The following is a 21229-nucleotide window of genomic DNA, read 5'->3' on the forward strand; positions in this document are numbered from 1 at the left end:
TACGGATTTCAAAGCGTTCTGACCATTGCACGGCTTGAATGTGCCAACTCCTGTTGCCGCTCCAATTCCTGCTGCTCTTTATATTCAGTATATTCAGTCAACAGGTTTTCTCCCTGCCTCAGGATACGCTGACCTTCTTCCGACTGCGCCAGACTTTTACCCAACGCATCCAACTGACTGCTGTCCGCAGACAAAACTGCAGCGTATAAATCACTGCTGTTCAAATTGTTCCAGTCAGGCAAATTATAGTTGAAAGAGGACTTATCTTGAATTTGTTTGACAGGCTCTCCATTTATATCAGTGACCGTCTCACTTTCCACTGGCAAACCACGCTCATCTTGACGCAAATAATCAGTATTTACCGTCTTGATAGTTTCAGTTTTTTCATCGTAAGTTTTGACAGTTTTACCTATAAGGTTGCCAGCTTTGTCGTAATGATTGGTTTGAGAATTGATAGGATTGGGTACAGAAACATCACCTGGTGTGGTAATGTAATCAGGTCTTATTGGTTCATTATGAAACTTACTGACCATTTCGTTGGACATTGTTACAGCCAAATGTTCGGGAGCATTATAAAATTTATATTTCAAGTCATTTAATGCAAAAAGCTTGCTATAACTGTCTATTTCAATATCAGATTTTGCCAAATTAGGATCAGTCGCATGAACCAACTCATGAAACAGAACATTAGCAGCAGATTGGATACCCAATGAAACTTTTTTCCCATTAATTTCAGAAAAAATCTCTGCCGATTGATTAGGGTTCCAAAAGATAATCCCATCAGTATTATTGGGTCTTAGTGGATGAAAAGAGTTATCTCCCTCTTTAAGGATTACGATATGAATACCCATAGCAGAAGCCTTTTGAAGCAGGGAATCAGCTTTTGTATTTTGCTGCAAATATTGCAAAGCCAAGTCTAATTTTTTAACATCATCCGAATCCGCAGGCATTAAAGCATTGACTTTTATTTTATCAAACTCTTTCAATTCATTACTGTAAGCGCTATTTGCTATTAAAACTCTCCCAAAAGTTTCCTTATTTTGCACACTGGCAACAAAACCTTTTTTATTAAAATCCACACTGCTTGTCATAAATAGCTCCAACCTAAATTAATCATTTCAGGATATTTTGATTTGGATCGATCGTATCAAATAACTCTTTTAATTCTTTTGAATCCAATAAAATCAAAAAACTCTCATTATTTTTAATAATTTTACTGAATAAAAAAGCTTCTCCCTCTGCTGCCTCTCGAGTAAGTATTTGAACAGAATGGGTGTTATACTTAACTTCAATCAATATCAAATACACTGAATTAACTTTATCATTAGGATTTAATGTACTTTTAATTCTATTAAAATTAGAGAAAAAACGAGAAAAGTCTTTTGGCTCTAAACGATAATGAACAGATTTCGTACCAAATAAGTCTTTATGACCCAAACTTTCCCCTACTCTTTGTTTAATTTGTTCAGCAGTAGAAATTGGCGAAAATGACTCAACAAATCCATAAAGGGCATATACATCAATGGATTTAATGCCTTCACTAGGAATCTGTATTACCTCATTTAATTTTTTTGCATTTTCAGCAAAATAAGTATTCATATTCATATTATGTAGCTCCTGTTTTTTCGAAATATTCACATCTTTTACCAAAGTTTCTGTTTGGCAGGCTGATAATGTTATACAAAAACTAATTCCAAGTAGGAATCTCAACATAACTATCCTTTCTCATATCTTTTCCAAAATCTTAAAAATATAAATAACTGTAGCTTTAAAAATTTACCATTTTACCTACTAAAAATTCTTAGACAACAATGATTTCACTTTCATTTTCACAGTATTAATAACGATATTAATAAAGAATAATTTCACCTTTATACAAAGTAGGTATTGAAAGAATAGAAAGTCTGAAATATTAGATATTTATTTAATTGAATGCAAATATTCAGACTACATCGCAGATACTTTCCAGACGACCTCAAGCTTCAAAATACCCGTCCACACCATATTGCTTCAAGACGTTTTTCAGCTCGGGAATTCGGATTGCGGGATCGACTGCCATCGGCGGCATGGGCGGGTCTACGCCTTCTTCGTTTTGGTTGCGCATCCAGTCCGCCATCGCAAAAATGCGGATAAGGACGGGCTCGGCAAGGTCTTTGCCGATTTCCAATTCGTTCATGGCTTGGGCGAAGCAGGCGACCCATTCGTCGCGCACCTGCATATTCACGGCAAAGGGCATGTGCCGCGCGCGCAGCATGGGATGGCCGTATTTCTGCTCGAACAAGGGCGGGCCGCCGAGCCAGCCGCTGAAAAATTCGTAGAGTTTTTCGCGAATCAGCGTCATGTCTTCGCCGTGCATCTGGCGCAGGGCGCGGTATGGCGGCTCGAGTTCCATCAAGTCGTAAAAGCGGTCGGTCAGGTTGCGTACGCCTGCCGCGCCGCCGAATGCGTGATACATGTAATTCTTTCTTTAAAGGTCGTCTGAAACGAGGATTTTAATATACTGCGCCGATTGTGTCATACAGGATAAAGAGAGGTCGTCTGAAAACGCGGCTTGGGTAAAATCAAACCGGCGGACGGGTTTTCAGACGACCCCAAGGGCGTTATGATTCAATTATTAACAAAGATTCATAAACCGCCCGTCTACAAAGCGGCAAACCATAGAGGAAACCCGACCCATGCACACCATCCGCGCCTTGCTCGTCCTGCTCGGCTGCCTTGCGCTCGGCGAAACCGCCGCCTACCTTACGGGCATCAAATTGCCCGGCAGCATCATCGGCATGGGCATTCTGTTTGCCCTGCTTCAGGCGGGGTGGGTGAAAGCCGAGTGGTTGCAGCAGCTTACCGACGCACTGATGGCAAACCTGACGCTTTTCCTCGTGCCGCCTTGCGTCGCCGTCATCAGTTATTTGGATTTGATTGCCGACAGTTGGCTGTCGATACTCGTCTCCGCCGCCGCCAGCACTGTGTGCGTCCTGTTGGTTACGGGTAAGGTGCACCAATGGATACGGGAGAAAATCTGATGGACGGCATCCTTTCCCTGTGGCAGCAGCCCAGCGTCCTGCTTTTCCTGACGCTGGCGGTTTACGCACTGGCACTCATCCTCCGCGCGCGGACGGGCTATCTGCTGCTCAACCCCGTCTTAATCAGCACCGTTACCCTGATTGCCTACCTCAAAATCCTCGACATCGATTATTCCGTGTACCACGATGCCGCGCAGTTTATCGACTTCTGGCTCAAGCCCGCCGTCGTCGCACTTGCCGTCCCACTCTATCAAAACCGTCAAAAAATCTTCAGCCAGTGGCTGCCCGTCATCGTCTCGCAGCTCGCCGGCAGCGTGACCGGCATCATCACAGGCATGTATTTCGCCAAATGGCTGGGCGCGGAACGCGAAGTCGTCCTCTCGCTCGCCGCCAAATCCGTGACCAACCCCATTGCCATCGAAATCACCCGCACCATAGGCGGCATCCCCGCCATCACCGCCGCCACCGTCATCGTTGCCGGACTGGTCGGGCAGATAGCCGGTTATACCGTGCTTAAAAACACCGTCGGCATGCCCTCGTCAGTCGGCATGTCGCTCGGCACCGCCTCACACGCCATGGGCATCGCCGCCTCACTCGAGCGCAGCCGGCGCATGGCGGCATACGCAGGGCTGGGACTGACCCTCAACGGCGTACTGACCGCCGCCATCGCCCCGATTATCATCCCCGTATTAGGATTCTGAACACTTTTCAGACGACCCCGATGAACCAAAAGGTCGTCTGAAAACCAAATCAACAACAACCCCAAACAAAGGAGCAGCAAAATGGCAGTCAACCTCACAGAAAAAACCGCAGACCAACTGCTGAACATCGACGGCATCCAACTCTTCACCGCCCGCGCAGGCATCAAACAAACCGACCGCGCCGACCTCACCCTGATGGTACTTTCCGGCGGCAACACCGTCGGTGCCGTGTTTACCACCAACCGCTTCTGCGCCGCCCCCGTCCACATCGCCAAATCACACCTCTTCGACGAAGACGGCGTGCGCGCCATCATCATCAACACTGGCAACGCCAACGCCGGCACAGGCGCGCAAGGCAGAATCGACGCCATCGAAACCTGCGCCGCCACCGCCGAACAAACCGGCTGCAAACCCTCCCAAGTCCTCCCGTTCTCCACAGGTGTCATCCTCGAGCCCCTGCCCGTCGGCAAAATCGTCGCCGCCCTGCCAAAAATGCAGCCCGCCGACTGGGCGGATGCCGCACGCGCCATCATGACCACCGACACCGTGCCCAAATCCGCCTCGCGCGAAGGCAGCGTCGGCGAAAAACACACCGTCCGCGCCACCGGCATCGCCAAAGGCTCCGGCATGATCCATCCCAACATGGCGACCATGCTCTCCTTCATCGCCACCGATGCCAAAGTTTCCCAACCCGTCCTCCAACTGATGACCCAAGAAATCGCCGACGAAACCTTCAACACCATCACCGTTGACGGCGACACCAGCACCAACGACAGCTTCGTCATCATCGCCACCGGCAAAAACAGCCAAAGCGAAATCGACAACATCGCCGACCCGCGCTACAAACAGCTCAAAGACCTGCTCGGCAGCCTCGCCCTCGAACTCGCCCAAGCCATCGTCCGCGACGGCGAAGGCGCGACCAAATTCATCACCGTCCGCGTCGAAAACGCCAAAACCCGCGACGAAGCCCGCCAAGTCGCCTACGCCGTCGCCCACTCGCCCCTTGTTAAAACCGCCTTCTTCGCCTCCGACCCCAACCTCGGCAGACTGCTCGCCGCCATCGGCTACGCCGGCATCGCCGATTTGGACGCCGACATCCTCGAAATGTATCTGGACGACGTATTGGTTGCCGAAAACGGCGGCCGCGCCGCAAGCTACACCGAAGAACAAGGACAGGCAGTGATGGCGAAAGACGAAATCACCGTCCGCATCAAACTCCACCGCGGACAAGCCGCCGCCACCGTCTATACCTGCGACCTGTCGCACGACTACGTCTCCATCAACGCAGACTACCGCTCGTAAGGACAGATTGTATAGTGGATTAAATTTAAATCAGGACAAGGCGACGAAGCCGCAGACAGTACAGATAGTACGGAACCGATTCACTTGGTGCTTCAGCACCTTAGAGAATCGTTCTCTTTGAGCTAAGGCGAGGCAACGCCGTACTGGTTTAAAGTTAATCCACTATAAGTTTTGGGTTTTCAGACGACGTCTGAGGTCGTCTGAAAGTTTGAAACAATGGTTTGAGAACGGCAAAAAACGCGTGCGCGCATACTGCATACACCCTACACCTCGGTTTTAAAGTTTGTGCCGTCCGCAGGTAGGGTGAGTGGCGTAGCCATGCACGCGGTTAGTAGAGATTCAGGCTACGGCTTACTCCCCATGCCGTCATTCCCGCGCAGGCGGAAATCCATTTTTGAATCTCGGCAACCGTTTTGCAAACATTTGATCTCAGACTTATAGTCAATTAAAAATAAAATAGTACAATACTCAACTTTGAAGGTCTAACCATGGCATACTCTGCGGACTTGAGAAACAAAGCTTTAAACTTTTACGAACAATGCAAAAACATCAGCCAAACCGCAGCAACATTTAACTTGTCAAGAAACACGCTTTACCTGTGGATTCACCTTAAAAAACAAACAGGCAGCCTAAAACATCAAGTTACCGGTCTAAATGCCGTCAAATTGGATAGGCAAAAACTGGCTCAATATGTTGGGCAACACCCGGATGCCTATCTGCATGAAATCGCCAAACATTTTGATTGTACGGCCGCCGCCGTTTGCTATGCACTCAAACAGATGGGAATGACGCGCAAAAAAAGACCACCACTTACAAAGAACAAGATCCGGCCAAAGTAACGCATTATTTGACACAGCTGGCCGAATTTTCCGACTACCAACGCGTTTATTTGGATGAAACAGGATTTGACCGCTACCTGTTCCGTCCCTATGCCCGCAGCCCGAAAGGGCAAATAGTGAAAGCGCAGATAAGTGGAAAAAGATACCGACGCTTATCTCTGGTGTCCGCATAAGTCGGCAACCGGCTGATTGCTCCGATGGTTTATCAAAATACGATGACCGGAGTCTTTTTTGAAGCGTGGTTTCAGCAATGCCTACTGCCTGCATTGACTCAAAAATCGGTGATTATTTTAGATAATGCACGATTTCACCGTATGGGTGTCTTACGGGAAATGGCGGAAAAATGGGGACATAAGGTATTGCCTCTTGCACCTTATTCACCTGAGCTCAACCCGATTGAGAAGGTTTGGGCGAATATTAAGCGGTATCTGCGAACCGTATTGTCTGATTACGCCCGATTTGACGATGCGCTACTGTCCTATTTTGATTTTAATTGACTATACAACGTAGCGTGGGCTTTGCCCGCGGATGAAGATAGCGAAAAAACACCCTTTAGAGCAGGCTCTATGTTTCACTACCGCCCGTAAAAACAAGGTTTTCAGACGACCTTTGTGATGCAAATAAAGCGGTTATTTTTACACCGGCGTGTCGTCAAACCCTGTTCGTGGGCAAAGCCCACGCTACGGCCGGCTGTTTTGCAAACACCCGTTGCATAGGGTTTCCAGTGGATTCCCGCCTGCGCGGGAATGACGGAATTGTAATCTTTACCATCATCTCGGCGCGTGTGTTGTCCGCAAACGCCTTCGCTGAAAAAATGCAAAAAGGTCGTCTGAAACTCTATTTGCAAGTTTCAGACGACCTTTGTTCCAATCAACCCTACAACACAGCCGCCGCTTTCTTCAACACCTGCCAGGCATATGCCTTCAGGCGCGGTTGGCGCAGCAGGCGGGCGGGGTGCGGGATAGTGAAATACGGTATGCCGCCGCACAATTCTTCCATGACCGCCATCATTTCTTTCTGTTCGAAAACCTGCCCTAAAAACAATACCGCACGGGCTTGGGACGATTCCAATTCATGCTTCAGTGCAGGCAATTCGGCGTGGATTTGCGCTTCCGAAGGATGCGGGCTGAACACGGGGGCGGCTTTCACCCAACTGGTTTTGTGCGCCTGCTGCGGGCTGAGGCGGATGGCGGCGAGCATATTGTCCAGCAGGATGCCGGTTTCGCCGTGGAACAATTCGCCATGCAGCGTATCTTCGGTCGACGGGCAGATGCTGACCACCATCAGGCGCGCGGTTTTGACTGTGGCGAACAGGCGCGGGAGGTCGTCTGAAAGGTGCGTGGCGGCAGGCAAATCTGCCGTGTTTCGGATGCTGCGGGCTTGTTTGTCCGCAGGCGTTTCCTGTTTGGGTTTCGCCTCGGGCTGACGGGCCGCTTCGACAGCCGCGGTTTGCAGGGATAGCATTTCGCGCTCGGGTACGTCCTGTCGGTTTCCGCCGTGTACAGCTGCCATTGCCGACAGACGCGCCTGATGCGCCCCTGCCGACAGGGTGCGTTCCTGACGGGGGATGGTCGTCTGAACCGGCGCTGCCGCGGGTTTGGGCATACCGGCTTTGGGAGCGGCCAAAGCAGCGGGAACGGTTTTTGCCCCGCGCTTGAGCCACATCGGCCCCAGTCCCAAGGCTTCGTGCAAATGGAGGTAACGGCTGCTTAACATGGTTTTTCCATCAAAATTGCGTCTTCATATCCGCCCTCGGGCAGGGGGTAATAATTTTTCCGCCGGCCTGTTTCGATAAAACCGTATTTGCGGTAGAGGCCGATGGCGGCGGCATTGCCTGCGCGGACTTCCAACAACAGGCGAGATACGCCTTGGCTTGAGGTCGTCTGAAACCAATATGCCAAAAGTTTTGAAGCGATGCCTTGTCGGCGGTACTCGGGAATAGTGGCAATCAGGTGCAACTCGGACTCTCCGCAGATTTCACGCCAGACGGCAAAACCGCAGATTTCGCCTCCACATTCGCAGACGCAAACGGTATCTGCAGGATTTGCCACCGCTTCGAGAAACTGCCGTTCCGACCAAGGCGAGGGATTGCCCGCCGCATCGATTGCGGTCAGTGCGGCACAGTCATCAGAGCTTGCACGGCGGATGTTCATGGTTTCGCCTTCCTTTCCGCCTGCTCTTTCGCCGTCAGGGCGATCTTGTCGCGGACGTATAACAATTCGGCATGCGCGGCGTCTGCCGCCGGATAACGCCCGCTCAGTGCCAGCTCGAGAAAATAGGCAGCAGTCGGCATGGACGGTATGCCGTCGAAAGGCGGCTTGTCAGCCAAAGCAAAGGCGTTGCCCACACCCGCTCCGAAGGTTTGCCCTTGCGGCAAAACGATTTCCGAAGCCTTGCCGACATGATAATCGCCCAAACGCGTATGGGATTGCGTATCAAACCACGCATAAAACACTTCGCCCATACGCGCATCGGTCGCCGCCAATACGCAAGGGCAGTCGGGAACCAGATAAGCCGCCGCGTCCAGACTCGGCACGCCGATAACGGGCGTGTCGAAAGGGGTTGCCAAACCCTGCACGACACCCGCCCCGATACGCAATCCGGTGAACGCGCCCGGCCCTTGCGCATAAACGATGCCGCCCAAATCCGACGCTCCTATGCCCGCCTGTTCGAACAACACGCGAATCTGCGGCAGGATGAGTTCTGACTGGCGCGTACCGACGTTTTCATGATACAGGCGCACCTCTCCGTCCGCACGCAAAGCGAGTGAAAGAAAAGACGTACCGGTATCGACGGCAAGGATGGGACGTGAAGTATCAATGAGCATGGAATCTGTCCGTAATGTGTTGAAACGGCATTATAACATTGCCCGCAGAAGCAGTTGCTTGATATAGTTTGCCCGTTTTCAGACGACCTTTCCCCAAAGGTCGTCTGAAAACCCTGCCGCAACGCAGTTAAAACGGACACGAAAAGTCCCGCCCAAACCGATTTCCATCAACCCGCTCCAATCCCAAAACCATGACGGCAACCCTACCAACAGACTACATCGGACGCTTCGCCCCCAGCCCCACCGGCCTGCTCCACATCGGCTCGCTGCTGACCGCGCTTGCATCCTACGCCGATGCACGCGCAAACCGGGGCAAATGGCTGGTCCGCATGGAAGATCTCGACCCGCCACGCGAAATGCCCGGTGCCGCCGCGCATATCCTGCACACGCTCGAAGCCTTCGGTTTCGAATGGGACGGCGAAGTCGTTTGGCAGAGCCGCCGCCATTCGCTGTACAGGGACGCCTTGGGTCGTCTGAAAGAAAAAGGCCTGCTCTATCCCTGCTATTGCAGCCGCAAAGACTGGCAGGCGGCAGCCGCCCAAGGTGCCGACGGATTCGTTTACAACGGACGCTGCCTCCGACCCGAAGACCGCCCGCACACCGACAAACCGCCCGCATGGCGCATCCGCGTCAACGACGAAACCATCGGTTTTGACGACGGTATCGTCGGGCATTACGCCCAAAACCTCGCCCGCGACATCGGCGACTTCGTCCTCTTGCGTGCCGACGGATTTTGGGCGTACCAGCTTGCCGTCGTCGCCGACGATGCCGACCAAGGCATCACACACATCGTACGCGGGCAAGACCTGCTCGTTTCCACCCCGCGCCAAATCTACCTGCAACGCTGCCTCGGCTTCGCTACCCCGCATTACGCCCACCTCCCGCTTTTAGTCAACAAACACGGGCAGAAATGGTCAAAGCAGACGCTTGCCCCCGCCTTGGACGAAAACCATAAAGAACAATTACTCCGCCAAGTCCTGCAATACCTCAACCTTCCGCCCGCACCCGAAGTTTCCCGCCCGCAGGCACTTTTATCTTGGGCGATAGAACACTGGCAGCCGCATAAAATACCGATACGTGATATAGTTACGGAGTAGATTGGCGAGATTGCAACAAATTACTCGAGATATTATTCGAATGTAATTATTTTTTACATAACCCGCACATTAATACTTCATATTTACTATAATCGCCGTAACCAAATACATAACGGGAAGACGGCTATCCGTGCCGACTTTTCACCCGACTGTCAAAAACTTAAAAATAACAAAAGTAAATCATTATGTTAAGTGTCATTATTGTTGAAGACGAAGTGCTCGCCGCAGAACGCCTGCGCATCTTGCTGGAAGAGTGCAACGTCGTGATTCTCAACGTATTCCACCACGCACAACCCGCTTTGGACTGGTTGAGTATGCACGAAGTCGATATCGTATTTGCCGACATCGGGCTGCCCGAAATTACCGGACTCGAGCTGGTCGAACGCATCAAACGCGTCGCCAAACGCCAACCTGAAATCATCTTCACCACCGCCTACGAAGAACATGCCTTGCGCGCCTTCGAACTGGCGGCAGCCGACTATCTGCTCAAACCCATCCGCTCAACCCGCCTACAGGCGGCATTGGACCGGGTCAGCGAAAAATACCGCGAAAAAGCCGACGACTTTACCCATTTCCAAGTCTTCAGCCGCGACCGCATGATCGAAATCCCGTGGCAGCAGGCGCGTTATCTGATGGCGGAACACAAAACCGTCTTTCTGGTTACCGGCGACAGACAAAGCTACGAACTGCCCAAAACCCTAGTCTATTGGGAAGAATTGTTGGGCGAAAAAATCATCCGCCTCCACCGCAACGCCCTTGCCTTCCGCCACACATTAGACTACCTGATACGGTTGGACGACGACGATGACAGCGATTCCGCCTGGGGCGCGCAGATATTGGACATCCCCAAACCCCTGCCCGTCAGCCGCCGCCAGCTTTCCGCCATCCGCAAAATCCTCAAAAGCAAGGTGTAGATTTGCCGATAAAGCCCGAACCCTGCCTTTCATACGCAGGGTTTTGTTTTTCGGGTTCAACCTGCTGTTCATCAGGTGCATTAAAGTAAAAAAAATCGCAAGCCAAAATGAAAACAGGACATTTGTCAGCCACCTTTGCCGACTGCGCAGGAATGACGGCATTATCAGATCATCCTTTAGAGCGTGTTCATAGTCTTCGTAGCAGGACTCCCAAGAAAGCCAAAGCTACCATTTGCAGACTGGTACTCAACTTACGCTCGCAGTTTTTCCAAAGCCGCCTGTTCTTTTCCAACCAGGAAAAGCTGCGCTCTACTACCCATCGCTTCGGCAATACTGCAAAACGGTGAAATTCGTTTCGTTTGGCAATCTCTACCTCCGCACCAATCAACTCCTGTACCGACGAAGCAAATGCCTTACCCGTGTAACCACCGTCAGCAAGGATTTTTTGTATCGCACCAAGATTATCCCGCCCACGTTCCAATGCCACCAGGCAGCCTTTTCTATCCGTAACATCCGCCGTCGTTACCGCAAGGGCATGCGGCAAACCTTGCGTGTCAACCGCTATATGTCGCTTGATACCGCTAACCTTCTTGCCCGCATCGTAGCCTTTTTCCATGGCGGTATCCGTGTTCTTCACACTCTGCGCATCAATAATCAGGAAAGTAGTTGCTTCATGGCGCCCCTGCTTGCGGTGCTCCGCAACTACCTGATTTTTTTAATGCTTCCTCAAGGATGCTGATGCCACTCTCGCGTGGTTCGGTCCATCTCTGGAAGTAGGAATGCACGGTGCGCCATTTGGGGAAGTCGCCCGGCAAAGCGCGCCAGGAGCAGCCAGTGCGTTGCAGGTAGAGAATGGCACAAAAGACATCGTACAAGTCCACCTGGCGTGGCGCTGTGCGTTTACGGGCACTTTCCAGCAGGGGAAGGAGAGGCGCAAATTGCTCGCGACTGATATCGCTTGGGTAGGTTTTTCTGTTCATGCCGATAGTTTACAGCAGAGGCTGAGACAATGAACACGTTCTTAGGACTTGGCGACAAATAATCGCCGCCCGTCATCGAATCCCACGCTAGTCAGGGAATAGGAAAAGTTCGCCTCTTCGGCAAACAAGGTCGTCTGAAAACAAACGCCGCAGGTTGTGTTCAACCTGAAGCCGTTTTCAGACGACCTTTTGTCTGGTTTGGAAAGTCGGCGGGTTGAATTTAAATCAGGACTGGCAGTGCCGTGCCGTATGGATTTGAACTTAACCCATACCCTTCAAAACAAAACAGGCGGCTTGGATGGCCGCCCGTTGGATTGTCCCGTTGTTTATTTGATGATTTGGTTCAGCTCGCCTTTGGCGTAGCGGTTTGCCATTTTTTCAAGGGAAACGGGTTTGATTTTGCCTGCCTGCCCTTCGCAGCCGAATGCGAGGTAACGGTCGAGACAGATTTGTTTCATGGCTTCGACGGTTTTGCTCAGGTATTTGCGCGGGTCGAATTCGGACGGGTTTTCTGCCATGAAGCGGCGGATGGCGCCGGTGGAGGCGAGGCGCAGGTCGGTGTCGATATTGACTTTGCGCACGCCGTGTTTGATGCCTTCGACGATTTCTTCTACGGGTACGCCGTAGGTTTCGCCGATTTTGCCGCCGTATTCGTTGATGACTTTCAGCCATTCTTGCGGAACGGAGCTGGAGCCGTGCATGACGATGTGGGTGTTGGGCAGGGCTTGGTGGATTTCTTTGATGCGGTCGATGCGCAATACGTCGCCGGTGGGCGGACGGGTGAATTTGTACGCGCCGTGGCTGGTGCCGACGGCGATGGCGAGCGCGTCCACGCCGGTGTCTTTGACGAAGCGTACGGCATCTTCGACGCTGGTCAGCATTTGATCGTGGGAGAGTTTGCCTGCCGCGCCTACGCCGTCTTCTTCGCCGGCTTCGCCGGTTTCGAGGTTGCCCAAGACGCCGATTTCGCCTTCGACGGATACGCCGCAGGCGTGGGAGAAGTTAACGACGGTACGGGTGGCGTTGACGTTGTATTCATAGGTGGACGGGGTTTTGCCGTCTTCGAGCAGCGAGCCGTCCATCATGACGGAGGAGAAGCCCAGTTGGATGGAGCGTTGGCACACGTCGGGCGATGCGCCGTGGTCTTGGTGCATGACGACGGGGATGTGCGGGAATTCTTCAACGGCTGCCAAAATCAGGTGGCGTAAAAACGGCGCGCCTGCATATTTACGCGCGCCGGCGGATGCTTGAACGATAACGGGGGCGTTGACTTGGTCTGCGGCTTCCATGATGGCGCGCATTTGTTCGAGGTTGTTGACGTTGAATGCGGGCAGGCCGTAGCTGTTTTCGGCGGCATGGTCGAGCAGTTGGCGCATGGATACGAGTGCCATTTAAATCTCCTTGGTGAGGTAGCGGGATGGTGATGTGGGAAATTATAATGTTTTTCTTATTAAAAAACTACACAGGGCTACATCAGTTTTATATATTAATGAGATTTTGGGCGGCGGCGGCGGGCAAACGGTGCGGTCGGCATTTATCTGACATGGTTTATAATAACGGTTTGTTTTCGGGGTCGTCTGAAACGGCGGTGGGAGGTGTGTGATGGCTAAGTTGGCAGTGGCGGATGTGGATGCGGTGTTGTTTCAGACGACCTTGCGCGTGCAGGTGGGCGATGTGAATTACGGCGGCCATCTGGCGAACGATGCCGTTTTGCGCTTGTGCCATGAGGTGCGGATGCGTTGGCTGGCAGGTTTGGGCTGGAGTGAAACGGACGCGGGCGGCGCGGGGCTGATTATGGCGGACGCGGCGGTGCAATATTTGGCACAAGGCTTTTACGGCGATGAATTGTCGGCGGAAATGGGCGTCGAGGACATCGGCAAGGGCGGGTTCGCGCTGCTGTTCCGCCTGACGCGCATCGCGGACGGCAAGGTGCTGGCGCGGGCGCGCACGGGCATGGTGTGTTTCGATTATGCGTGCCAAAAGGTTTGCCGGTTGCCGCAGGCTTTGAAAACCGTGTTGGAGGTCGTCTGAAAATGTTGGCACGCGATTTCGGACTGTCTTTGGACGGCTATTTGAAAATGTTGGGGCAACAGGGCAAGTCGGCACACACGCTGTCTGCCTACGGGCGCGATTTGACCGAACTCGTGCGGCTTTTGACGGAAGGGTCGTCTGAAACGGCGCAGGATTTGAAACGGCGCGATTTCGTGGCGGCGTTGAAACGGTTGTCGCAACAAGGCTTGAGCGAACGGACGCTGGCGCGCAAATTGTCGGCGTGGCGGCAATATTGCGGCTGGCTCGTGCAGTCGGGCATGATGGACAACGATCCGACCTTCAACCTGAAAGCCCCGCGCCTGCCCGAACGCCTGCCCAAGGCCTTGCCGCAGGAAGAGTTGAACCATATGCTCGACAGCGCGCCTGCCGACGACGGTTTGGCAGTGCGTGACCACGCCTTGTTTGAACTGATGTACGGCAGCGGCCTGCGCCTGAGCGAGATACACGGCTTGGATTTGGGCGATGTGTTGCTGGACGAAGGCTGGGTGAGCGTAACCGGCAAAGGCAGGAAAGAGCGGCAAGTCCCGTTGTCGGGCAAAAGCGTCGAAGCCTTGCGCGCCTACCTGTCCGAACGCGTGGCGGCAGACGGAGAAACCGCGCTCTTTACCGGCAAAAACGGCACGCGGCTCGGGCAGCGGCAAATCCAAAAACGCCTTCAGGCATGGGCGGTGCAGCAGGGCAGCGGGCAACACATTTCCCCGCACATGATGCGCCACAGCTACGCCAGCCACCTTTTGCAATCCTCACGCGACATCCGCGCTGTGCAAGAACTGTTGGGACACAGCAACCTCTCAACCACGCAGATTTACACCAAGCTGGATTTCGACCATCTGGCCAAGGTTTACGACGAGGGGCATCCGCGGGCGAAACGGAAAAAGTAATTCAATAAAATCAACGGAAAACATCATGATCAGCATTTTCGACATTTTCAAAATCGGCATCGGCCCTTCCAGCTCCCACACCGTCGGCCCCATGAAAGCCGCCGCCTTTTCAGACGACCTCAAACAATCGGGGCTGGACGCGCAAACCGAGCGCATCGTCATCGACATTTACGGCTCTCTGGCGCTGACAGGACGCGGACACGGCACATTCGACGCCCTTCTGCTTGGCTTGGAAGGCAGCCTGCCGCACGACATCCCCCTCGCCGATATCCCCGACCGCCTCGAACGCATCCGCATGCAACACATCCTCCGCCTCAACGGACGCGAAATCAGCTTCAACCCCGACAGCGACCTGAATATACGCGGCGACCAAGTGTTGCCCAAACACCCGAACGGACTGAATTTCACCGCCTACGGCAAAGACGGCGGCAAACTCAAAGAACAAATTTACTACTCCGTCGGCGGCGGCTTTATCGTTACCGATCAAGAGTTTGACAAACAAGCCGAACAAACGCGCCCAGTCCCCTACCCTTATACCAGCTGCGCCGAACTGCTCGCCCAATGCCGCATGAACCAGCTCGACATCTCCGAAGCCGTATTGGCAAACGAAGCCGCGCTTGCCGGTTGCAGCGAAGCCGAAATCCGCCGCCGCGTCGCCGGCGTTGCCGACGTTATGGAAGGCTGCATCAAACGCGGGCTGGCGGCAGACGGCGAACTGCCCGGCGGCTTGAACGTCCGCCGCCGCGCCCCGCAGCTCGCCGCCAAACTCAAAGCCCTGCGCGAAACCGAAATCGTCAACACCCAACTTTGGCCTATGGTTTACGCCATGGCGGTCAACGAAGAAAACGCCGCCGGCGGACGCGTCGTGACCGCCCCGACCAACGGCGCCGCCGGCATCATCCCCGCCGTCCTGCACTACTTCCGCAAGTTCAACCCGCACGCCACACAAGGGCGCGTCGAAAACTTCCTGCTCACCGCAGGCGCCATCGGCATCCTCTACAAAACCAACGCCTCCATCTCCGGCGCGGACGTCGGCTGCCAAGGCGAAGTCGGCGTCGCCTGCTCCATGGCGGCGGGCGCATACGCCGAAGTCATCGGCGGCACGCCCAAACAAGTGGAAAACGCCGCCGAAATGGCAATGGAACACCATTTGGGCCTGACCTGCGATCCCGTCGGCGGATTGGTGCAAATCCCCTGCATCGAACGCAACGGCATCGCCGCCGAAAAAGCCCTCAAACTCGGCACCCTCGCCCTGCTGGAAGACGGCACGGACAAAAAAGTCTCGCTCGACGAAGTCATCCAAACCATGCTGCAAACAGGGCGCGACATGAAGTCCACCTACAAAGAAACCTCGCTTGCCGGACTCGCCATCACCCTCCAGAAAAAAGCCGTCCCCGTATCCGTCCGCGTTGTGGAATGTTGAAAACGGAAAAATATGAAAAAGGTCGTCTGAAACCGAGTACGAACAGGTTTCAGACGACCTTTCCGCCCACCCGAAACGCTGAATTTTCCAGCAAAATCAGGTATAATAACGGTCTATTTCCGTCCGTCGGACAGCTTGACCGTCCGGGTGGCGCGCCCAACTGTCGTTCAGACGACCTCAGCAGAAATTCTTTTAAAAAATCTTACAGATAAAGACCATGACTGACCAAAAACACGAAGAATACGGCGCCGACAGCATACAAGTGCTGGAAGGCTTGGAAGCGGTACGCAAACGCCCCGGTATGTATATCGGCGACACGCAGGACGGCAGCGGCCTGCACCACATGGTGTTCGAAGTATTGGACAACGCCATCGACGAAGCACTGGCGGGACATTGCGACAAAATCACCGTAACCATCCATGCCGACAATTCCGTCAGCGTGGCCGACAACGGGCGCGGTATGCCCACCGGCATCCACCCGAAAGAAGGACGCTCCGCCGCCGAAGTCATCATGACCGTGTTGCACGCGGGCGGCAAGTTCGACAACAACAGCTACAAAATCTCCGGCGGTCTTCACGGCGTGGGCGTGTCCGTCGTCAACGCGCTGTCCGACTGGGTAACGCTGACCATCTACCGCGACGGCAAAGAACACTTCGTCCGCTTCGTGCGCGGCGAAACCGAAGAGCCGTTGAAAGTTGTCGGCGATTCCGACAAAAAAGGTACGACCGTGCGCTTCCTCGCCAGCGCGGAAACCTTCGGCAACGTCGAATACAGCTTCGACATCCTCGCCAAACGCATCCGCGAACTTTCCTTCCTGAACAACGGCGTGGACATCGAATTGATTGACGAGCGCGACGGCAAACACGAAAGCTTCGCTCTTTCCGGCGGCGTGGCAGGTTTCGTGCAATACATGAACCGCAAAAAAACGCCGTTGCACGAAAAAATCTTCTATGCGTTCGGCGAGAAAGACGGCATGAGCGTCGAATGCGCGATGCAGTGGAACGACAGCTATCAGGAAAGCGTGCAGTGCTTCACCAACAACATCCCGCAGCGCGACGGCGGTACGCATTTGACCGCATTGCGCCAAGTGATGACGCGCACCATCAACAGCTACATCGAAGCCAACGAAGTCGCCAAAAAAGCCAAAGTTGAAACCGCCGGCGACGATATGCGCGAAGGTTTGACCTGCGTGTTGTCCGTCAAACTGCCCGACCCCAAATTCTCGTCCCAAACCAAAGACAAACTGGTTTCCAGCGAAATCGGCCCCGTCGTCAATGAAGTCATCAACCAAGCCCTGACCGACTTCCTCGAAGAAAATCCGAACGAAGCCAAAATCATTACCAGCAAAATCGTCGATGCCGCCCGTGCGCGCGAAGCCGCCCGCAAAGCCCGCGAAATCACCCGCCGCAAAGGCGTGATGGACGGCTTGGGACTGCCCGGCAAACTCGCCGACTGCCAAGAAAAAGACCCCGCCTTGTCAGAACTTTATCTGGTCGAGGGCGATTCCGCAGGCGGTTCTGCCAAACAAGGCCGCGACCGTAAATTCCAAGCCATTTTGCCGCTCAAAGGCAAAATCTTGAACGTCGAAAAAGCCCGTTTTGAAAAAATGCTCGCCAGCCAAGAGGTCGCCACCCTGATTACCGCACTGGGCGCAGGCATCGGCAAAGAAGAGTTCAACCCCGAAAAACTGCGTTACCACCGCATCATCATCATGACCGATGCCGACGTGGACGGTGCGCACATCCGCACCCTGCTCCTGACCTTCTTCTACCGCCAAATGCCCGAACTGGTCGAACGCGGCTACATCTACATCGCCCAACCGCCGCTCTACAAAGCCAAATATGGCAAGCAAGAGCGTTACCTCAAAGACGAACTTGAAAAAGACCAATGGCTGCTCGGTCTTGCCTTGGAAAAAGCCAAAATCGTTTCAGACGGCCGCACCATCGAAGGCGCAGAACTTGCCGACACCGCCAAACAATTCCTGTTGGCGAAAACCGTCATCGAACAGGAAAGCCGCTTCGTGGACGAACTCGTCCTGCGCGCCATGCTGCACGCGTCACCCGTCGATTTGACGTCGTCTGAAAACGCCGATAAAGCCGTTGCCGAACTTTCCGGTTTGCTCGACGAAAAAGAAGTCGCCCTCGAACGCATCGAAGGACACGAAGGCAACCGCTTCATCAAAATCACCCGTAAGCTGCACGGCAACGTCATGGTCAGCTACATCGAACCCAAGTTCCTCAACAGCAAAGCCTACCAAACCCTCACCCAAACCGCCGCCGCGCTCAAAGGCTTGGTCGGCGAGGGCGCCAAGCTTTACAAAGGCGAGAACGAATATGATGTGGACAGCTTTGAAACCGCGCTGAACATCCTGCTCCAAAACGCCCAAAAAGGCATGTCCATCCAGCGATACAAAGGTTTGGGCGAGATGAATCCCGAGCAGCTTTGGGAAACCACGATGGATCCCGCCGTGCGCCGTCTGTTGAAAGTGCGTATCGAAGACGCCATCGCCGCCGACGAAGTATTCGTTACCCTGATGGGCGATGAAGTCGAACCGCGCCGCGCCTTCATCGAAAACAACGCCCTGATTGCGCAAAATATTGACGCTTGATAGGGGCTGAAACATGAAAAGGTCGTTTGAAAATGGGGATTTCCGGTTTTCAGACGACCTTTTTTGATTGGTGGGAACCAAGACAGATAAAACAAATACGGCAGATTCATTTATTTTTTGATACGACACCTGCCGTCATTCCCTGTGCGGACAAGAAATGACGACAATAAGCATTTCAGACGACCTTCAGACAGGTTTGGCGGCAATACCGTAGGGGCAAATCAAGACCCAACGAATTCTTTTCGCCCCAATGCCTTGTCGGGTTTACCAACCCGCCCTGCTCCACCCGTAAGCCGAAAATTCCTGCCCGACACCCCCAACAAAAAACAAACCCTGTTGCAATATCATAAATTACGGTAAATTCGCAAAGGAAACCCCTTACCTTCCAACCATCAAGGAGTAAGCCATGCGTTTGATTATCGCCGCCCCCGCCAACGGGACAACATTAAAAAACACGCTCAAGGCGCATTTGCAAAACGATCCGCGAGTTGACAGCCTAACCGATTTATCCTCATCGGATGGCACCTATCCGCAGCTTTCGTTTGCTGCGGCGCAAGAGGTAGCGGCAGGGAGAGCCGACCGCGCTATTTTAATTTGCGGCACAGGAGTCGGGACGGCGATCGCCGCAAATAAAGTCCGCGGCATACGGGCAGCAACGGCGCATGATTTAATCACATTGCGCGGCTCGGTAGAAAACTACGATGCACAGGTATTGTGCATGGGACAAAACGTCATCGCCGCCCCCGCTGCCTGGGCATTGGTGGACATTTGGCTGAATTTGCGCCACAACACGGCTAGCGGATACGCACCGAAAGTCGGAGAAATCGAAGCCTACGAATGCGGTAAATAGTACGGTTTTTGCAAAAGGTTAGTCTAGACTCGCCATTCCCGTCCCGCTTGTATGAGGATGGCCCGTCGTAGCATGAGCTTTACCCGCAGATTATTTTTGAGGTGAGGTCGCCTGAAATTCCCTCCTACCGCCGTCATTCCCGCGCAGGCGGGAATCTAGAAATGTGAAGTTGCGGCATCCTTGAAATCTTCCCAAAATACCGAGGCCTGGATTCCCGCCTGCGCAGGAATGACAAAATTGCAGCCCTATTTTTTTGATCTGCCATATTTCGCGGGCAAAGCCCACGCTACGGTTGCCTGCCTGAAAGTTTGCAGCCTGGGCTTTTCCCATGGATTAAGTTTTATCCCAAAAACGGTCGTCTGAAAAGCCTGCCTGCGTACACAGGGATTCAGACGACCTTTTATTTAACGGATTAAAATAAACAGGATATTTTCAACAGCTACTTCCGTGCAGAGAGAAGCAAAAATGGCAGCATGGACGGAGCTTTTTGTCAGACATAAATGAGAACCGGCCTGAAACCAGCATACTGACGTATCCTGCATTTTATCCAAACAGACAAAAAGAGCCTGCATAAAGCAGGCTCTTTATTTAGACTAATCGTATCAGATTAGAATTTGTGACGCAGACCAACTGTACCAGCAGTTTTCTCGTATTTGTTGTCGCCTTTGCCTTCTCTCAACCAACCGGCAGAAATCAGGGCAGAAGTGCGTTTAGAGAAGTCGTAATCAGCACCAACGATAACTTGGTTGTATTGGCTGTTAGCTTGTTTCTCACCGTTTTCTTTAGCTTTGAAGCCGTGAGCATAAGAAACGCGAGGCATTACGTTACCCATACGGTAGCCACCAGTTACAGCAACTTCAGTACGTTCGTTTTTCTTAGCATTAGCTTTGTCAGCTTTGAAACCTTCGTATTGACCTGCAACAGAAACCAATACATTGTTTGCATCGTAACCAGCTACCAAACGGTGTACTTGGTGATCTTTATAAGTATCAGCAACCAAAGTAGTATTTCTGTTGAACGAATTCAAGTAATCTTTGTCCAGAACAGAATGTTTAGCAAAAGAACCAGCATAGCGACCGAAGAAGCCGGCATTCTCATAGTTCAGACCCAAACCGTAAGAGTCACGGCTTTTCACATCGTGAGTATACTTGTCATCAGGATTAGCATTGTCACGTGGTTGGTATTGTACGCTTGCGCTGAAACCGGACAATACAGGTGAATCGTAGCGTGCAGACACTTTACGATCTTCTACACGTTCTAATTTGCCTAATGCCAAAACATCTGAGTTTGCCTCGCTGGCTTCCCAAGGATCGATGCTGTCGCTGCTGTCTTTCAGAGGAGTATTGAGTTTACCTGCACGGATTTTACCGAAGCCGCCTTCCAAACCGATGAAGGACTCGCGAGTTCCCCAACCTTTGTCAGTACCGGCAACAGAAGTATTTTGCTCTACTTGCCAAATAGCGTTCAGGTTATTGCTCAGGTGCTCATGGCCTTTGAAACCGATGCGTGAACCGTAGTCAGCAATTTCAGTAGCAGTTTTGGTTGTATCCTTGGTAGTTACACCGTTAACTGTAGTTTTTTCTTTAACTCGGGAAATGTCAACACCGGCTTTAACTTGACCGTACAAGGTAACGTCAGCCATAGCTGCAACAGGCAAAGCTGCCAAAGTCAGAGCAATCAGAGATTTTTTCATTGCTGTATTCCTTTTTCTATCGTGAAGAAATAACTTAAGCAG

At 52.7% G+C, this 21229-nt stretch carries 20 protein-coding genes and 1 pseudogene; 11 read left to right on the forward strand and 10 right to left on the reverse strand.

Annotation, left to right across the window (positions count from 1 at the left end; all coding sequences use genetic code 11):
• Positions 1 to 8: 8 nt before the first annotated feature.
• The 3 genes from MON37_RS10705 to MON37_RS10715 all read right to left on the reverse strand — a co-directional run bounded on the left by MON37_RS10705 (position 9) and on the right by MON37_RS10715 (position 2455).
• On the reverse strand, positions 9 to 1091 hold the full coding sequence (locus MON37_RS10705; RefSeq protein ID WP_039410396.1) for a hypothetical protein: 1083 nt from the start codon (positions 1089 to 1091) through the stop codon (positions 9 to 11).
• A 22-nt stretch (positions 1092 to 1113) separates the two neighbouring features.
• Entirely contained in the window at positions 1114 to 1713 is a 600-nt protein-coding gene (locus MON37_RS10710) for a hypothetical protein (protein WP_039410393.1), read from the reverse strand.
• Between the two features lie 262 nt (positions 1714 to 1975).
• The gene (locus MON37_RS10715; protein WP_039410391.1) at positions 1976 to 2455 is read right to left on the reverse strand and encodes a group II truncated hemoglobin; all 480 of its coding nucleotides are present in this window, start codon (positions 2453 to 2455) and stop codon (positions 1976 to 1978) included.
• Positions 2456 to 2675: 220 nt separating this feature from the next.
• Between MON37_RS10715 and MON37_RS10720 the strand changes: the two genes are divergently transcribed.
• The 4 genes and pseudogenes from MON37_RS10720 (at position 2676) to MON37_RS10735 (ending at position 6372) form a co-directional block, all read left to right on the forward strand.
• Entirely contained in the window at positions 2676 to 3020 is a 345-nt protein-coding gene (locus MON37_RS10720; RefSeq protein WP_003765612.1) for a CidA/LrgA family protein, read from the forward strand.
• On the forward strand, positions 3020 to 3721 hold the full coding sequence (locus MON37_RS10725) for an LrgB family protein (RefSeq protein ID WP_039410431.1): 702 nt from the start codon (positions 3020 to 3022) through the stop codon (positions 3719 to 3721). Before MON37_RS10720 ends, MON37_RS10725 begins: the two co-directional genes overlap by 1 nt.
• Positions 3722 to 3802: 81 nt before the next feature.
• On the forward strand, positions 3803 to 5023 hold the full coding sequence (argJ, locus tag MON37_RS10730; protein WP_039410386.1) for a bifunctional glutamate N-acetyltransferase/amino-acid acetyltransferase ArgJ: 1221 nt from the start codon (positions 3803 to 3805) through the stop codon (positions 5021 to 5023).
• A gap of 488 nt (positions 5024 to 5511) precedes the next feature.
• A pseudogene (locus MON37_RS10735) lies at positions 5512 to 6372 on the forward strand (IS630 family transposase).
• Between the two features lie 366 nt (positions 6373 to 6738).
• On the opposite strand, the gene MON37_RS10740 reads toward MON37_RS10735, so the two are convergent.
• Genes MON37_RS10740 through tsaB form a run of 3 tightly spaced genes read right to left on the reverse strand, consistent with a single transcriptional unit; the run spans position 6739 to position 8689 of the window.
• Positions 6739 to 7578, reverse strand: coding sequence for a uracil-DNA glycosylase family protein (locus tag MON37_RS10740; RefSeq protein WP_039407785.1), 840 nt, complete (start codon positions 7576 to 7578; stop codon positions 6739 to 6741).
• Positions 7572 to 8015, reverse strand: a complete 444-nt coding sequence (rimI, locus tag MON37_RS10745; RefSeq protein ID WP_039407784.1) for a ribosomal protein S18-alanine N-acetyltransferase — start codon at positions 8013 to 8015, stop codon at positions 7572 to 7574. The genes MON37_RS10740 and rimI overlap by 7 nt, the downstream gene beginning before the upstream one ends.
• On the reverse strand, positions 8012 to 8689 hold the full coding sequence (gene tsaB / locus MON37_RS10750) for a tRNA (adenosine(37)-N6)-threonylcarbamoyltransferase complex dimerization subunit type 1 TsaB (RefSeq protein WP_039407782.1): 678 nt from the start codon (positions 8687 to 8689) through the stop codon (positions 8012 to 8014). The genes rimI and tsaB overlap by 4 nt, the downstream gene beginning before the upstream one ends.
• Positions 8690 to 8880: 191 nt before the next feature.
• On the opposite strand from tsaB, the gene gluQRS reads away from it, so the two are divergent.
• Together gluQRS and MON37_RS10760 are read left to right on the forward strand one after the other, a co-directional pair.
• The gene (gluQRS, locus tag MON37_RS10755) at positions 8881 to 9786 is read left to right on the forward strand and encodes a tRNA glutamyl-Q(34) synthetase GluQRS (protein ID WP_039407780.1); all 906 of its coding nucleotides are present in this window, start codon (positions 8881 to 8883) and stop codon (positions 9784 to 9786) included.
• A gap of 185 nt (positions 9787 to 9971) precedes the next feature.
• Positions 9972 to 10700, forward strand: a complete 729-nt coding sequence (locus tag MON37_RS10760) for a LytR/AlgR family response regulator transcription factor (protein WP_039407778.1) — start codon at positions 9972 to 9974, stop codon at positions 10698 to 10700.
• A 187-nt stretch (positions 10701 to 10887) separates the two neighbouring features.
• Here the strand turns inward: MON37_RS10760 and MON37_RS10765 are convergent.
• Together MON37_RS10765 and fba are read right to left on the reverse strand one after the other, a co-directional pair.
• Positions 10888 to 11680, reverse strand: a protein-coding gene (locus tag MON37_RS10765) for an IS5 family transposase (protein WP_242883669.1) whose coding sequence is annotated in 2 segments (ribosomal slippage) — positions 10888 to 11415 and positions 11417 to 11680 — 792 coding nt in all. Because the reading frame shifts where the segments join, the coding sequence is not laid out codon by codon here.
• Positions 11681 to 12006: 326 nt separating this feature from the next.
• Positions 12007 to 13071: a class II fructose-bisphosphate aldolase gene (fba, locus tag MON37_RS10770; RefSeq protein WP_003761919.1), complete on the reverse strand. Its 1065-nt coding sequence runs from the start codon at positions 13069 to 13071 to the stop codon at positions 12007 to 12009.
• Between the two features lie 211 nt (positions 13072 to 13282).
• On the opposite strand from fba, the gene MON37_RS10775 reads away from it, so the two are divergent.
• The 5 genes from MON37_RS10775 to MON37_RS10795 all read left to right on the forward strand — a co-directional run bounded on the left by MON37_RS10775 (position 13283) and on the right by MON37_RS10795 (position 19494).
• Positions 13283 to 13711 (forward strand): acyl-CoA thioesterase, encoded by a 429-nt coding sequence (locus tag MON37_RS10775; RefSeq protein WP_039410628.1) that lies wholly within the window; start codon positions 13283 to 13285, stop codon positions 13709 to 13711.
• A 2-nt stretch (positions 13712 to 13713) separates the two neighbouring features.
• Positions 13714 to 14613 (forward strand): tyrosine recombinase XerC, encoded by a 900-nt coding sequence (gene xerC / locus MON37_RS10780; RefSeq protein WP_039410631.1) that lies wholly within the window; start codon positions 13714 to 13716, stop codon positions 14611 to 14613.
• Positions 14614 to 14638: 25 nt separating this feature from the next.
• A complete protein-coding gene (locus MON37_RS10785) occupies positions 14639 to 16036 on the forward strand; it encodes an L-serine ammonia-lyase (protein ID WP_039410634.1) in 1398 nt (465 codons plus the stop codon).
• A gap of 217 nt (positions 16037 to 16253) precedes the next feature.
• Positions 16254 to 18644, forward strand: coding sequence for a DNA topoisomerase (ATP-hydrolyzing) subunit B (gene gyrB, locus MON37_RS10790; protein WP_039410637.1), 2391 nt, complete (start codon positions 16254 to 16256; stop codon positions 18642 to 18644).
• A 406-nt stretch (positions 18645 to 19050) separates the two neighbouring features.
• Positions 19051 to 19494, forward strand: coding sequence for an RpiB/LacA/LacB family sugar-phosphate isomerase (locus MON37_RS10795; protein WP_039410640.1), 444 nt, complete (start codon positions 19051 to 19053; stop codon positions 19492 to 19494).
• 90 nt (positions 19495 to 19584) lie between these two features.
• On the opposite strand, the gene MON37_RS10800 is transcribed toward MON37_RS10795, so the two are convergent.
• Positions 19585 to 19824 carry a hypothetical protein gene (locus MON37_RS10800; RefSeq protein ID WP_039410642.1) on the reverse strand — a complete coding sequence of 80 codons (240 nt, stop codon included), beginning with the start codon at positions 19822 to 19824 and terminating at the stop codon, positions 19585 to 19587.
• Positions 19825 to 20101: 277 nt separating this feature from the next.
• Positions 20102 to 21187 (reverse strand): trimeric porin PorB, encoded by a 1086-nt coding sequence (gene porB / locus MON37_RS10805; protein ID WP_039410646.1) that lies wholly within the window; start codon positions 21185 to 21187, stop codon positions 20102 to 20104.
• Positions 21188 to 21229 lie beyond the last annotated feature (42 nt).

The sequence above is a fragment of the Morococcus cerebrosus genome, from assembly GCF_022749515.1.
GTDB lineage: Bacteria > Pseudomonadota > Gammaproteobacteria > Burkholderiales > Neisseriaceae > Neisseria > Neisseria cerebrosa.

What these genes read in the sequence shown, in the direction of transcription:
- porB (WP_039410646.1), bottom strand. Translation starts at nt 21,187, where the DNA reads ATGAAAAAATCTCTGATTGCTCTGACTTTGGCAGCTTTGCCTGTTGCA.
- MON37_RS10710 (WP_039410393.1), bottom strand. Translation starts at nt 1,713, where the DNA reads ATGTTGAGATTCCTACTTGGAATTAGTTTTTGTATAACATTATCAGCC.
- MON37_RS10715 (WP_039410391.1), bottom strand. Translation starts at nt 2,455, where the DNA reads ATGTATCACGCATTCGGCGGCGCGGCAGGCGTACGCAACCTGACCGAC.
- fba (WP_003761919.1), bottom strand. Translation starts at nt 13,071, where the DNA reads ATGGCACTCGTATCCATGCGCCAACTGCTCGACCATGCCGCCGAAAAC.
- tsaB (WP_039407782.1), bottom strand. Translation starts at nt 8,689, where the DNA reads ATGCTCATTGATACTTCACGTCCCATCCTTGCCGTCGATACCGGTACG.
- xerC (WP_039410631.1), top strand. Translation starts at nt 13,714, where the DNA reads ATGTTGGCACGCGATTTCGGACTGTCTTTGGACGGCTATTTGAAAATG.
- MON37_RS10795 (WP_039410640.1), top strand. Translation starts at nt 19,051, where the DNA reads ATGCGTTTGATTATCGCCGCCCCCGCCAACGGGACAACATTAAAAAAC.
- MON37_RS10760 (WP_039407778.1), top strand. Translation starts at nt 9,972, where the DNA reads ATGTTAAGTGTCATTATTGTTGAAGACGAAGTGCTCGCCGCAGAACGC.
- MON37_RS10800 (WP_039410642.1), bottom strand. Translation starts at nt 19,824, where the DNA reads ATGGGAAAAGCCCAGGCTGCAAACTTTCAGGCAGGCAACCGTAGCGTG.
- MON37_RS10705 (WP_039410396.1), bottom strand. Translation starts at nt 1,091, where the DNA reads ATGACAAGCAGTGTGGATTTTAATAAAAAAGGTTTTGTTGCCAGTGTG.
- gyrB (WP_039410637.1), top strand. Translation starts at nt 16,254, where the DNA reads ATGACTGACCAAAAACACGAAGAATACGGCGCCGACAGCATACAAGTG.
- MON37_RS10740 (WP_039407785.1), bottom strand. Translation starts at nt 7,578, where the DNA reads ATGTTAAGCAGCCGTTACCTCCATTTGCACGAAGCCTTGGGACTGGGG.
- MON37_RS10725 (WP_039410431.1), top strand. Translation starts at nt 3,020, where the DNA reads ATGGACGGCATCCTTTCCCTGTGGCAGCAGCCCAGCGTCCTGCTTTTC.
- MON37_RS10720 (WP_003765612.1), top strand. Translation starts at nt 2,676, where the DNA reads ATGCACACCATCCGCGCCTTGCTCGTCCTGCTCGGCTGCCTTGCGCTC.
- argJ (WP_039410386.1), top strand. Translation starts at nt 3,803, where the DNA reads ATGGCAGTCAACCTCACAGAAAAAACCGCAGACCAACTGCTGAACATC.
- rimI (WP_039407784.1), bottom strand. Translation starts at nt 8,015, where the DNA reads ATGAACATCCGCCGTGCAAGCTCTGATGACTGTGCCGCACTGACCGCA.
- MON37_RS10785 (WP_039410634.1), top strand. Translation starts at nt 14,639, where the DNA reads ATGATCAGCATTTTCGACATTTTCAAAATCGGCATCGGCCCTTCCAGC.
- MON37_RS10775 (WP_039410628.1), top strand. Translation starts at nt 13,283, where the DNA reads ATGGCTAAGTTGGCAGTGGCGGATGTGGATGCGGTGTTGTTTCAGACG.
- gluQRS (WP_039407780.1), top strand. Translation starts at nt 8,881, where the DNA reads ATGACGGCAACCCTACCAACAGACTACATCGGACGCTTCGCCCCCAGC.